Genomic DNA, 13,636 nt, shown 5'->3' with positions numbered 1-13,636 from the left:
ACGGTAACACGTCAGCCCGCACAAATTAATCAGGGCTTGCTATTGTAGCAATGCCACCGGAAGGAGCGCGTTCATGGCCGACAAGAAGTTAGTCATTGTTGAATCGCCAGCCAAAGCCAAGACTATTGAAAAGTATCTAGGCCGCACCTATAAAGTTGTTGCTAGTTTAGGGCATATTCGCGATTTACCCAAGAGTCAAATGGGTGTTGATGTTGAAAACAACTACGAACCTCGCTACATTTCGATTCGCGGTAAAGGCGATGTCATTAAATCCTTAAAGAAAGACGCAAAAAAAGCTAGCCGCGTTTATCTTGCAGCCGATCCGGATCGTGAAGGAGAAGCCATCGCGTGGCACGTTAGTCATATTCTCGGGTTGGATCCTCAGGCCAAAAATCGCGTCGTTTTTAACGAAATTACCAAAGATGCAGTCAAAAATGCGTTTAAGACGCCGCGCGGGATTGATATGGATCTCGTTGATGCCCAGCAGGCCCGGCGGATTCTCGATCGGCTCGTAGGCTATTCCATCAGCCCGTTGTTGTGGAAGAAGGTCAAAAAAGGCTTAAGTGCAGGCCGAGTTCAGAGTGTTGCATTAAAACTGATCATTGATCGCGAAAATGAAATCAAGAATTTTATTCCTGAAGAGTATTGGTCACTGGATGCAGAGTTTCAGAAAGGTCGCAGCAAAAAGTTCACGGCCAGTTTTTACGGCATCAAGAACAAGAAACAGGCCTTAAAAAATAATGAGGCTGTTCAAAAAGTCTTAAGCCAGGTCGATAAAACCAAGCCGTTTAACGTGACCAAAGTAGTAAAGAAAGAGCGCAAGCGTTTCCCGTCACCGCCTTTTACCACCAGTACCTTGCAACAGGAGGCCAACCGCAAGCTGGGTTTCCGAACCCGAAAGACCATGATGTTGGCCCAACAGCTGTATGAAGGCATTAATTTAGGTGGCAAATTGGGTACGGTTGGCTTGATTACGTATATGCGTACTGACTCGACTCGTGTTTCTAATGTCGCTAAAACCGAGACCAGCCACTATCTGCACGAAAAGTACGGTGAAGCGTATGCCGCCGTCAAAATCCGTCAAGGTAAGCTTCAAGAAGGGGCTCAAGACGCCCATGAAGCAATTCGTCCAACCAGCACGCTGCGAACGCCTGAAAGCCTGGCTTCGGTTTTGGATAAAGACCAAATGAAGCTATATCGGTTGATTTGGAGCCGGTTTGTTGCCAGTGAAATGACACCGGCAGTGATCGACACCGTCGCCGTTACTCTCGACCAAAATGACGTCACCTTCCGTGCTAATGGCAGTCAGATGAAGTTTGAAGGGTTTACTAAGCTCTACGTATCCTCGCGTGATAACGACGAAAAGGACAATGTTTTGCCGCCGCTTGCTGTCGGGGATGCCGTTAAAATGCTGAAAACCGATCCGGCTCAGCATTTTACCCAGCCACCAGCCCGTTACTCAGAAGCTAATCTGGTTAAGGCGCTGGAAGAAAATGGTGTTGGTCGGCCGTCAACATACGCTCCGACCATTGAAACCATCCAGAAGCGCTATTACGTCAAGCTCAATGCCCGCCGATTTGAACCGACCGAATTAGGCGAAATCGTCAACAGTCTGATCGTTGAATTCTTCCCTGACATCGTCAATATTAAGTTCACGGCAAATGTTGAATCCGAATTAGATAGTATCGAAACCGGCGAAGCTAACTGGGTAAAGGTTATTGACCAGTTCTATAAGCCGTTTGAAAAAGAAGTAGCGCACGCCGAAACCGGTATCGAAAAGATTCAGATTAAGGATGAACCAGCAGGCTTTAACTGCGACATCTGTGGCGCACCCATGGTTATCAAAATGGGGCGTTATGGTAAGTTTTACGCTTGCTCCCGCTTTCCAGATTGCCGCAATACCAAGGCAATCGTCAAAGAAATCGGCGTCATTTGTCCTAAGTGTCACGAGGGTCAGGTGGTCGAACGCAAGAGCAAACGTAATCGTGTCTTTTATGGCTGCTCCCGATACCCAGACTGTGACTTTGTCTCCTGGGACAAACCAGTTGGCCGCGACTGCCCGGTCTGTGGTCATTTCTTAGTCGAAAAGAAAACCAAAGCCGGCACCCAAGTCGTTTGCCCAAACAACGATTACAAGGAAGCCTTACAAAAAGCATAAAACCAAAACCAGCAAGCCCGAATCCTTTGGGTCTGCTGGTTTTTTTGATAAACTAGGCAAGAGCGTGAGCTGGCGCGTTCAGAAGCCGGAGTGTAAGTGGCCTTGAGCGTGATGGCGTGGGCTTCGCCATTGCGCTCAAGGTCCTTACACGTAGGCTCCTGCGCCAGCGAACGCGTTTACGGTAGAGCGCGAACAGGAGCGCTTAGAAATCGGAGTGTAAGTGGCCTTGAAGCCTAAATGGCTGGGCTTTGGCCATTTAGGCTTCAAGGTCCTTACACGGAGATTTCTGCGACTGTGAGCGCGTTTACGACAGCATCGGCCAAAAACTTTTCTCACAAGAAGGCTTTTTCTACGCCCAAAGCTCACACACAAGCGTCTGCGCCAATAAAGCACATGTTAAATGTAGCATCACGAAAACCCACATCAAACAAACTTTAAGAACCCCGTCCCACCCTCGATCAAAAACCCCACACCAAAGGAGGAAATGCATCATGCCTATTGTTAACGTCATTGGCGCCGGCCTAGCCGGTTCGGAAGCCGCTTGGCAAATCGCCCAAACAGGCGTCGACGTCAATTTATATGAAATGCGTCCGGTTACGATGACCCCGGCGCATCACACCGCCAATTTTGCGGAACTGGTCTGCACAAACTCGCTGCGTGCCAATCAAATTACGAACGCGGTTGGATTGTTGAAAGAAGAGATGCGGCGCCTAGATTCGATTATTATTCAAAGTGCTGACGCGACCGCCGTGCCAGCTGGCGGGGCATTGGCGGTTGACCGCGAGCCGTTTTCCCAGTTAGTGACCCAGAAACTCATGGCGCATCCCCGTGTTCATGTCATTCATGAAGAGCTGACTGATTTTCCTGAAGGGGTGACAGTGGTTGCTACAGGGCCGCTGACCGCACCGGGCTTGGCGGATGCTATTGTCGCCTTAAACGGTGAAGCTGGCTTATCATTTTTTGATGCTGCCGCGCCGATTTTGGACGCCAGCACCATTAATACCGAAATTGTTTATAAAAAGTCGCGCTATGATCGTGGCGAAGCTGCTTACTTAAATTGCCCGATGAACCGGGAAGAATTTCAAGCGTTCTACCAGGCATTAATCTCTGCTGAAGTTGCGGAAGGCCACGATTTTGAAAAAATGACGGTCTTTGAAGGGTGCATGCCAATTGAAGTGATGGCCAAACGGGGGATTAAGACCATGCTGTTCGGTCCGCTGAAACCGGTTGGCTTGGAGGATCCGCGAACCGGCAAAACACCGTATGCGGTTGTCCAGTTGCGGCAAGACAACGCTGCAGCGAGCCTGTATAACATCGTGGGCTTCCAGACGCATCTTAAGTGGGGCGAACAAAAACGGGTCTTCCGGATGATTCCGGGATTGGAAAATGTTCAGATTGTCCGCTATGGCGTGATGCATCGGAATACGTTCATGAAGTCACCGGACGTCCTTGAGCCGACGTATGCGTCTAAACGGCGCGCAGATCTCTTCTTTGCAGGACAGATGACCGGCGTTGAAGGTTACGTTGAAAGTGCTGCCAGCGGATTAATTGCCGGGACTAATGCAGCTCGGCTGGCACAGGATTTGCCACCGCTGGTATTTCCGGAAACAACGGCGATGGGTGCCATGGCACATTACATCACCCACACCTCGCCAACGCATTTTCAGCCGATGAACGCAAACTTCGGCATTATGCCGCCGCTAGCAGTTAAGGTACGGCAAAAGAAGGAGCGTAACCAGCAATTAGCAGAACGGGCCTTGACTGATCTTGCGGCATTTAAAACTAAATTAAACCGCGTGAACCAACTTTAAAAATAAAAAAAGATCTCGGGTAACCGGGATTTTTTCATTGTCGTGTCATGTTATCTTCATAAAGAACTTATTATAATGGAACAAAGCCAGTGCTTAAGCAATCTTGGTGCCTGGAGAGCGAAAATTCACCGCCAGCTATTAAGGTTTAGCTTCTGAAAACGTCAACAATCGTTCTTTTTATGTTAATCTATTAAGCGGAGGGATGTCGGGATGAAGCCAATTACAGCTTTTCAGGAATACTTAACGGTCGAGCGGCAGTATTCACCAGAAACCGTCACGGCGTATTTAAACGACATTCAGGAATTCCAGGCTTTTCTCAAAGCCAATGGCGGGTTCACGGATTTTAACAAGGTAGATGATCTAGACGTTCAGACTTATTTAACCGATTTGAATAAACAGGGACTGGCTCGTACTTCCATTGCCCGCAAAATTAGCAGTTTGCGTAGCTTTTATCGTTATCTGGTGCGAATTGATGCGGTCAAGCGCAACCCGTTTGAATTAGTTGAATTGAAGAAGCAACACCATCACCTGCCGCAGTTTTTCTATGAGGCAGAAATTCAGGAGTTGTTTAAAACCGTTGAAGGCAAAACCCCACTTGACCAGCGTAATCGAGCGCTGTTGGAAGTCTTGTATGGCACCGGCATCCGGGTTTCCGAGTGTGCCAACTTAACACTCAACCAGGTGGACTTTAATACAGGGTTGTTACTGATTCATGGGAAAGGCAATAAGGATCGCTACGTACCATTTGGTCAGTACGCCCAGCGCGCGTTACAAACTTATCTAAAGGATGGACGCCACACGTTGATGCAGAAGCACCAGACCCAACATCGGGTGGTGTTCGTCAACCAGTATGGTCGGCCGATCACAGCACGCGGGATTGAATACATTCTGGATCAGCTTATTAAACAAACCAGCCTGACTGCCAATATCCATCCCCACATGTTGCGGCACAGTTTTGCCACCCACATGCTGGATCATGGAGCGGATTTACGCACCGTCCAGGAGCTGCTAGGCCATGCGAGTCTGTCGACGACTCAAATTTATACCCACGTGACGATGGCGCACTTAAAAAACGAGTATATGAAATATTATCCTAAGCATCATTAAGACTAAAGTACGATGTAATCGGTGCTTGGGTTTTCTAAAGTATGACTATTGGTCGGTTGCTAACAACCGCCACCGCTGATGAGTTCCGACTTATCAGGGAAACGAAAAGGAGCATAACAATGACAACAATTGCAGCAGTTAGAAAAGATGGCGTAACCGCTTTAGCAGGCGATGGCCAGGTAACCTTGGGCGAAAAAGTCATTATGAAAGGCAACGCCCAAAAAGTTCGGCGCATTTATCATGATCAGGTTGTCATCGGCTTTGCCGGTGGCGTTGCCGACGCGTTCACCTTACAGGATTGGTTTGAAAAGAAGCTCGAACACTATGCTGGCAACTTACGGCGTTCCGCAGTAGCGCTGGCACAGGATTGGCGCAAAGATCCAACGCTGCAAAAACTTGAAGCCATGATGATCGTCATGGATGAACATGACTTGTTACTTGTATCCGGCTCCGGTGAAGTCATTGATCCGGACGAGGATGTTGTGGCGATCGGCTCTGGTGGTAATTTTGCCCAAGCGGCCGCTATTGCGATGTTGCGGCATGCGCCTGATATGACCCCCTCCGACATTGCCAAAGAGGCAGTTAATATTGCCGGTAACATTGATATTTTCACCAATCACAACGTTATCGTTGAGAGTTTCTAACCACGTCGGCTCACGCTCATAGGAGGATAAAGTTTAAGATGGTAGAAGTTCAAACACCTAAACAAATCGTTGAAAAACTTGACCAATATGTCATCGGTCAGGACGATGCCAAACGCGCCGTTGCGGTTGCCTTATATAATCGCTATCGCCGGATGCAGTTGTCACCTAAGATGCAAGAAGAAATCACGCCGAAGAATCTGTTGATGATTGGGCCAACCGGTGTCGGGAAAACGGAAATTGCCCGCCGATTAGCCAAAATCGTGGATGCGCCTTTCGTTAAAGTCGAAGCGACCAAATTCACGGAAGTCGGCTATGTCGGTCGGGATGTTGAATCCATGGTCCGTGATCTTGCTGAAACCGCAGTGGCGATGGAAGAAGAAAAGCAATTCAAGAAAGTCCGCGTTCGCGCCGAAAAAGAAGCCAACAAACGCCTCGTTAAGATTTTGGTACCAGCGATTCGTAAAGAAAAGAACTCGAATCCGATGGCCGAAATGATGAACATGTTACAAGGTATGCAAAACGGCAAGGCACCTGCTGCTGACGATGCCGATGCTGGCGGTGAAGTGACCGATGACATTCGGAATAAGCGCTTAAGCGTCGCCGAACAGCTGGAGAAGGGCTTGCTAGAGGATCGGGAAATTACCGTTGCCGTCAACGATGAGAAAAAAGGCGGCGGCATGAGCGATATGTACGGCCAAATGGGGATTGACTTAAGTGATACGATTGGTGCGTTAATGCCCAAGAAAAAAGTCGAGCGCACCATGACCGTGAAGGAAGCCCGCGAAATCTTCATTAAAGAAGAGTCTGATAAGCTGGTCAACCATGCCGATATTTATCACGACGCCATCCAGAGTGCCGAAAACAATGGCATTATCTTTATTGACGAAATCGATAAAATCGCAGCAGGCGACAAGCATACCAGTGGCGAGGTTTCCCGCGAAGGGGTTCAACGCGATATTTTGCCAATTGTCGAAGGCTCACAGATTAACACTAAGTATGGACCGATTAACACCGATCATATTTTGTTCATCGGTTCAGGGGCATTTGCCGAAGCCAAGCCAAGTGATTTAATTGCCGAATTACAAGGCCGATTCCCGATTCGGGTTGAACTAAAGGATCTGACCGAAGAAGACTTCGTACGGATTCTGACCGAACCGGACAATGCGTTGATTAAACAATATATTGCGTTGATCGGTGCTGATGGCGTGAAAATCACGTTTACCAAGGAAGCCGTTAATCGGATTGCCGAAATTGCCACGCAGGTTAATCACGATACCGATAACATCGGCGCGCGGCGATTAGCCACCATCTTGGAAAAGCTATTGGAAGATGTGCTTTATGAAGGTCCGGATATGGCAATGGGCAGTGTGACGGTGACCCAGCAGTATGTCGATGATAAGATCGGCCATATCGCTGCCGATACGAACATGACCCGGTATATTTTGTAAAGCAACCCGTGGAGAACTGTAGATAAAGGATGAGGATGTATGGTAACGATTGCAAATGACTTTTTGACCGTTGACATCAGTCGGCATGGTGCCGAGCTGACTAGTATCAAGGATAACCTGACTGGGCGTGAGCGCCTGTGGCAGGCTGATCCGGAAGTCTGGCCGCGGCACGCACCGGTGTTATTCCCGATTGTCGGGGCACTGGCTGATGACCAATATCATTATGCTGGCAAAACTTACCACATGACCCAGCATGGCTTTGCCCGTGATCGTGATTTCACAGTCGTGTCGGCAACGCCTTTTAAGGCCAGCCTTGTTCTTAAAGATGACGACAAGACGCGTGCCATGTATCCCTTTGCGTTTCGTCTGATTATCACCTATGCATTGGAAAATAATAACCTACACGTTACTTACCATGTCGATAATCCAGACAAAACGGCCCCTTTATACTTCAGTATTGGCGGACACCCTGGTTTCAAAGTGCCGATGACAGCAGACACGCAGTTTACGGATTATTACATGAACTTCAAACCGCGCAAGTCGCTGGTTCAAATTCCGCTGGTTGCCGGCAAAGGCGTGGATTATACGCACCGAACGCTGGCCGCAACTGATGCCAATCTGGCGCTGACCCATGAGACGTTTAAAAACGATGCGCTTATCTTTGCTCCGCTTGGCAAGACCTCGTTTAATCTGCTTTCGGACAAAACCAAACACGGTGTGAGTGTCACCATGACAGACACACCTTACTTAGGCGTTTGGAGCCCCTATCCCAAGACGGGTGAGTTTGTCTGCATTGAGCCGTGGTGGGGCATTGCCGATACGATTGGCACGACCGGTGATTTCACCAAGAAACTAGGCATTAATCGTCTGGAACCGGGAACAGCGTTTGAAAAGGGCTACACAATCAGCATTTTTTGATGCGGATACCGGTAGCTGGTGATCGATAACAAAAAGACATCCAACAGGGGATGTCTTTTTGCTTGGTACATTTTGTGTTCTTTACTGCTGGCGGCGGTGTTGACGTAAGTAAAGGCCGAGGCCAAATGGCACCATGTTCTCGTCGCCGGCCTTGATGCGTTTAAAATTGGCACGATGTTTAATGAAGAAAACGACGAGCAAGCCGCACGCCACGGTGGTGAGTAGCCAGTCGTGATAAACAAGCGACCAGCTCGTGATGATTACCATGCCAAGGGTACTGGCAACGCTGACCATGGACGTCAACAAAATCAGGCTAAACCAGATAGCAAAGGCGATGAAGAAAAATTCGGGATTGTATGCCAGCAAAATGCCGGCACTGGTTGCCACTGCTTTGCCGCCTTTGAAATGAATGTAAACCGAAAAAGTATGGCCTAAAACAGCCGCCAGCCCGACAATCAGAATCAGCCAGTGGTGGTCAATCCCAAACAGAATGGGTAAACTGGCTGACAACGTTCCTTTTAGAATATCCAATAGCAACACCAGTGTTCCGCCAACCGGTCCTAGCATCCGATAAGCGTTGGTTGTCCCGATATTATGGCTGCCACCTTTGCGGATGTCGGTATGATAAAATACTTTGCCAATCACCACGCCAAACGGAATGGCACCAATGAAATAAGCGAGTATAAAACAAAGCACAAGAACCAAGTGTGCCCCTCCTCTCAGACTTAAAAACTATTTTAGCATTTTTGACTTTTGAGTGATACGCCGTTAAAATAATGCGAACAGACATTCGATTTGCGGCGATGGGTTAAATGACCTGGAGAAACCTCAACACAGACTTTTTATTGACGCAAAGACTACACTGGAAATACGTTGTTCGTAAAGCAGCTGTGTGCGAATGTTGGCTGAGATCGCCCTTGTGCCGTTTTCTAAGCATTTTTTAGTCATGCTTTGTTCGCGCTCTGCGGGTGCGTGGTGTATTCTATAAATTAGTTGTTTCAAAAAGGGAGTTTATTATGGACAAAGCAACGCAAGCATATAATGATTCATCCATTCAGGTGCTACACGGCCTGGAAGCCGTTCGCAAGCGGCCTGGGATGTATATTGGTTCCACCGATGGCCGCGGGTTGCACCACTTGGTTTATGAAATCGTGGATAACTCAGTCGATGAAGCGCTCGCGGGGTTTGGGGACGAAATCAATGTAACCATTCACGCCGATAATTCGGTTACCGTGCAGGATCATGGACGGGGGATGCCGACGGGGATGCATCCCAGCGGCAAGCCGACGATTGAAGTGATCTTAACGGTGCTGCACGCCGGCGGGAAGTTTAACCAAAATAGCTATAAAACATCCGGCGGTCTGCACGGAGTCGGTTCCAGTGTCGTGAATGCCTTATCTGAATCACTGACCGTGCGGGTTGTCCGCGACAAACGGGCTTTTGAGGAGCACTTCATCAATGGCGGTCATCCAGATGGCGGTCTGCAAAAGCTAGGCAAAGTGAATGAACCAAATGGCACCACAATCACCTTCAAACCGGATCCGACGATCTTCCAGACCACGGTTTTCAACTATGATACACTCGCCGAACGGTTGCGCGAATCAGCCTTTTTGCTGAAAAATATTACGATTAACTTAATTGATGAGCGTACCGGCAAGCAGGATCAGTACCACTATCCGGATGGTTTGGTTAGTTTCGTCAAATATCTTAATGAAGGCAAAGATGCCTTGTCGCAGGTCATCAATTTTGAAGGCAAGAAAGACGGCATTGTGGTTGATTTTGCCGGCCAATATAATGATGGCTATTCCGAAAATATTATTTCCTTCGTTAACAATGTGCGCACCGGAGATGGCGGCACGCACGAAATCGGCCTGCGTAGTGGGATGACCCGGGCGTTTAATGAGTTCGCGCGCAAAGTCGGCTTGTTGAAAGACCGGGATAAGAACCTTGAAGGCAGTGATGTTCGGGAAGGCTTCGCCGGTATTTTAAGCGTGCGGATTCCTGAAGAAATCCTGCAGTTTGAAGGCCAGACAAAAGGCAAACTGGGTACCCCGCAAGCTCGTACAGTTGTCGACGGTATTGTTTACGAAAATCTTTCCACGTTTTTGATGGAAAATGGGGAAGAGTCCCAGGAACTCGTACGTAAGGCGATTAAGGCTAGGGATGCCCGCGAAGCAGCACGTAAGGCGCGTGATGACAGTCGGACCGGCCGTAAACGGAAAAAAGATCAGGGTCTGCTTTCCGGGAAGTTAACGCCGGCACAGACCAAGAATCCTAAACGCAATGAACTTTACCTAGTCGAAGGGGATTCGGCTGGCGGCTCTGCCAAGCAAGGGCGGGATCGTAAGTTCCAGGCGATTTTACCGTTGCGTGGGAAAGTCCTGAATACACAAAAGGCCAAGCTGCAAGATATCGTTAAAAACGAAGAAATCAATACGATGATTTACACAATCGGTGCTGGTGTCGGCGCGGATTTTGATATTCAGCAAGCTAATTACAATAAGATCATCATCATGACCGATGCGGATACCGATGGCGCGCATATTCAGATTCTGTTGCTGACATTCTTTTATCGGTACATGCGGCCGCTGATTGATGACGGACGGGTTTATATTGCATTGCCACCGTTGTATCGCCTGCAAAAAGGTGCTGGCGCCAAGACCAAGATCAGCTATGCCTGGACCGATGAAGAGCTGGCTAAGGAAACCAAGGCCATGGGGAAGGGCTATACGCTGACCCGTTTCAAAGGGCTTGGAGAAATGAACGCCGACCAGTTGTGGGAAACCACTATGAATCCGGAGACACGCACGTTGATTCGGGTGCGGATTGACGATGCTCAGTTAGCCGAACGGCGCGTCACGACTTTGATGGGCGATCGCGTCGAACCGCGGCGTGAATGGATTGAACATCATGTTAAGTTTGACATGGATGACGACGGTAGTATTTTGGAGACACCGACAGCCAACCACGAGAAGTTGCAGTTTGGTGCCAAGCAAATCGTTAAACAGTTAGACAAGAAAGGAAAGTAAAAGCCATTGGCCAATCAGATTCAGGAGTTGACCTTAGAAGAGGTCATGGGCGACCGGTTTGGCCGGTACTCGAAATACATCATTCAAGAACGGGCATTGCCGGATGTCCGTGACGGGCTAAAGCCGGTTCAGCGCCGAATTTTGTTTGCGATGAATCAGGATGGCAACACTTACGACAAAGGTTTTCGTAAATCGGCTAAAAGTGTCGGTAATGTTATGGGTAACTATCATCCACATGGTGATAGTTCGATTTATGAAGCGATGGTCCGGCTCAGCCAGGATTGGAAGTTGCGGGCGCCTTTGATTCAAATGCACGGCAACAACGGATCGATGGACGGAGATCCGCCTGCCGCAATGCGGTACACGGAAGCGCGTCTGAGCAAGATCAGTAAGGAAATGCTGGCTGATATCGACAAAGAGACCGTGGACATGGTTCTCAATTTCGATGACACTGCGCAGGAGCCAACTGTCCTACCGGCTGGATTTCCTAATTTGCTAGTCAACGGGGCCACCGGTATTTCCGCTGGTTATGCGACTGAGATTCCGCCGCATAACTTACGCGAAGTGGTCGATGCCATTTTGTACTTGTTAAAGCACCCGCAAGCTGACTTAAATGACTTGATGCAATATGTAAAGGGTCCCGATTTTCCGACCGGTGGGATCATTCAAGGGCTTGATGGCATCAAACAGGCATACGAAACCGGACGCGGCAAGATTGTGGTACGTTCACGTACGCATATCGAAACCATGCGTGGCGGACGGGAAAAGATTGTTGTCACCGAGATCCCGTACGATGTCAATAAAGCCTTAATGATCAAAAAAATCGACGAACTGCGCCTTAATAAGAAAGTCGATGGCATCGCGGAAGTTCGGGATGAAAGTGACCGTTTCGGTTTAAGTGTTGTCATTGAGCTGAAGAAAGAAGCCGACGCACAGGGTATTTTGAATTATCTGTTCAAGAATACTGACCTGCAGATCACTTACAACTTTAATATGGTCGCCATTGCCGATATGCAGCCAAAACTGCTGGGACTTAAACCAATGCTGGAGGCTTATATTGCCCATCGGCGGGATGTGGTCACGCGTCGTACGCGTTATGAATTGAACAAGGCAGAGGCGCGGCAGCATATTGTTGAAGGCCTGATCAAGATGCTGTCGATTTTGGATCAGGTGATCGCGGCTATTCGTGCTTCTAAGGATAAAGGCGATGCCAAGCGTAATCTGGTTAAGCAGTTTGACTTTTCCGAAGCGCAAGCAGAAGCTATCGTGTCCTTGCAGCTGTATCGCCTGACCAATACCGATATTACTGCCTTGCAAAACGAAGCTGCCCAGCTGGCTAAGGCCATCGCTGGTTATCAGGATATTCTGGCGCGGCCAGCCGCGCGTGACCGGGTCATCGAGCAGGAACTCAAGCGGATTGCCAAGGAATACGGGGATGATCGCCGTAGCAGCATCCAGGCTAAAATTGAAACGCTTGAAGTTGCAACGACGGTGACGGTTGCCGATGAGCCAGTTATGGTTCAAGTATCACGGGATGGATACGTCAAGCGTAGTTCGTTGCGTAGTTACCAGGCCGTTGACCCTGAAGATAACGGACTCAAGGCAAACGATTTGGCTATCTTCACCGGTGAACTGCGAACCTTGCAACACCTTTATATTGTGACGAATGCTGGGAACATCATTTATCGGCCAGTTTACGAAATCAGTGATGCCCGCTGGAAAGATACTGGCGAGCACTTAAGCCAGACGGTCGGACTGGGCACCGATGAAAAGGTATTGGCAGTCTTTGCCTTTGATCAGCTGGATATTGCCGGTAGTTTTGTTCTTGGTTCTAGCGATGGCTATATTAAGCAAACAGCGCTGAGTGATTTACAACCACAACGGACCTATAAACGTAAACCGATGCTGGCCATGAAGCTTAAGACGGCTGGTGCGGTGGTTACGAATGCTTATTTCACCACTGATCAGTCGCAGGATGTTTTTGTTGTTAGTCACCATGCATACGGATTAACGTTCCCGTTAGCCGATGTTTCGACCGTTGGCGCGCGAGCAACCGGCGTTAAAAGTATGGATCTAAAACCGGATGACGAGGTCGTCAATTTTATTCTGGTTAAGAATCCGCAAAGCGCGGTCGTCGGGATTCTGACCCAACGCGGTGCGTTCAAACGGATGGCATTAAGTGAAGTCGGCGAAATGAGTCGGGCTCGACGCGGTCTGCTGGTCTTGCGCGAGCTTAAGCGTGATCCGCATCGTATCGTCGCCATGATGGCAGTGGACGAGGATACCCGTTTGGACGTGTTGACCGATGCTGACAAAGTTGTCACGCTGACGCCGAGCCAACACCCAACCGGTGATCGTTACTCCAATGGGTCATTCGTCATCGACACAGATGTTCAAGGAAAACCTGTCTTTGTCCGTACCCGCGAAGAGATTCCGGAAAAGGACTAAAAAAGAAATTATAGGATAGCCGCTTCTGTACTATTACAGAAGCGGCTATTTTTTCTTATTCTAGTACAGAACG

General features: G+C 48.8%; 9 protein-coding genes. 8 read left to right on the top strand and 1 reads right to left on the bottom strand.

The features are described 5' to 3' along the window. The first annotated feature begins 73 nt into the window (after positions 1-73). From topA to LACZS1_RS08325, 6 genes are all read left to right on the top strand, one after another. On the top strand, positions 74-2,158 hold the full coding sequence (gene topA / locus LACZS1_RS08350) for a type I DNA topoisomerase (protein WP_093997838.1): 2,085 nt from the start codon (positions 74-76) through the stop codon (positions 2,156-2,158). Positions 2,159-2,649: 491 nt separating this feature from the next. After that, positions 2,650-3,969, top strand: coding sequence for a methylenetetrahydrofolate--tRNA-(uracil(54)-C(5))-methyltransferase (FADH(2)-oxidizing) TrmFO (trmFO, locus tag LACZS1_RS08345; RefSeq protein ID WP_274804324.1), 1,320 nt, complete (start codon positions 2,650-2,652; stop codon positions 3,967-3,969). 210 nt (positions 3,970-4,179) lie between these two features. Beyond that, positions 4,180-5,076 carry a tyrosine recombinase XerC gene (gene xerC / locus LACZS1_RS08340; protein WP_010488377.1) on the top strand — a complete coding sequence of 299 codons (897 nt, stop codon included), beginning with the start codon at positions 4,180-4,182 and terminating at the stop codon, positions 5,074-5,076. A 119-nt stretch (positions 5,077-5,195) separates the two neighbouring features. Further along, on the top strand, positions 5,196-5,720 hold the full coding sequence (gene hslV / locus LACZS1_RS08335) for an ATP-dependent protease subunit HslV (RefSeq protein ID WP_070651855.1): 525 nt from the start codon (positions 5,196-5,198) through the stop codon (positions 5,718-5,720). A gap of 38 nt (positions 5,721-5,758) precedes the next feature. Then, positions 5,759-7,168, top strand: coding sequence for an ATP-dependent protease ATPase subunit HslU (gene hslU / locus LACZS1_RS08330; RefSeq protein WP_070651856.1), 1,410 nt, complete (start codon positions 5,759-5,761; stop codon positions 7,166-7,168). Positions 7,169-7,207: 39 nt separating this feature from the next. Continuing rightward, on the top strand, positions 7,208-8,086 hold the full coding sequence (locus LACZS1_RS08325; protein WP_070651857.1) for an aldose 1-epimerase family protein: 879 nt from the start codon (positions 7,208-7,210) through the stop codon (positions 8,084-8,086). Between the two features lie 81 nt (positions 8,087-8,167). Here the strand turns inward: LACZS1_RS08325 and plsY are convergent, their stop codons facing one another. Next, positions 8,168-8,791 (bottom strand): glycerol-3-phosphate 1-O-acyltransferase PlsY, encoded by a 624-nt coding sequence (plsY, locus tag LACZS1_RS08320; protein ID WP_010488370.1) that lies wholly within the window; start codon positions 8,789-8,791, stop codon positions 8,168-8,170. Between the two features lie 311 nt (positions 8,792-9,102). On the opposite strand from plsY, the gene parE reads away from it, so the two are divergent. Then, entirely contained in the window at positions 9,103-11,115 is a 2,013-nt protein-coding gene (gene parE, locus LACZS1_RS08315) for a DNA topoisomerase IV subunit B (protein WP_070651858.1), read from the top strand. Positions 11,116-11,121: 6 nt separating this feature from the next. Beyond that, entirely contained in the window at positions 11,122-13,563 is a 2,442-nt protein-coding gene (gene parC, locus LACZS1_RS08310; protein ID WP_010488356.1) for a DNA topoisomerase IV subunit A, read from the top strand. Positions 13,564-13,636: the final 73 nt, after the last annotated feature.

It is taken from the genome of Lacticaseibacillus zeae subsp. silagei, from assembly GCF_030770335.1.
Taxonomy (GTDB): Bacteria; Bacillota; Bacilli; order Lactobacillales; family Lactobacillaceae; genus Lacticaseibacillus; species Lacticaseibacillus zeae.
Note: the sequence above shows the minus strand (reverse complement) of the source record. Positions and strands in the feature narration are given on the sequence as shown.

Coding starts and splice junctions, on each gene's coding strand:
- topA (WP_093997838.1), top strand. CDS start 74: ATGGCCGACAAGAAGTTAGTCATTGTTGAATCGCCAGCCAAAGCCAAG.
- trmFO (WP_274804324.1), top strand. CDS start 2,650: ATGCCTATTGTTAACGTCATTGGCGCCGGCCTAGCCGGTTCGGAAGCC.
- xerC (WP_010488377.1), top strand. CDS start 4,180: ATGAAGCCAATTACAGCTTTTCAGGAATACTTAACGGTCGAGCGGCAG.
- hslV (WP_070651855.1), top strand. CDS start 5,196: ATGACAACAATTGCAGCAGTTAGAAAAGATGGCGTAACCGCTTTAGCA.
- hslU (WP_070651856.1), top strand. CDS start 5,759: ATGGTAGAAGTTCAAACACCTAAACAAATCGTTGAAAAACTTGACCAA.
- LACZS1_RS08325 (WP_070651857.1), top strand. CDS start 7,208: ATGGTAACGATTGCAAATGACTTTTTGACCGTTGACATCAGTCGGCAT.
- parE (WP_070651858.1), top strand. CDS start 9,103: ATGGACAAAGCAACGCAAGCATATAATGATTCATCCATTCAGGTGCTA.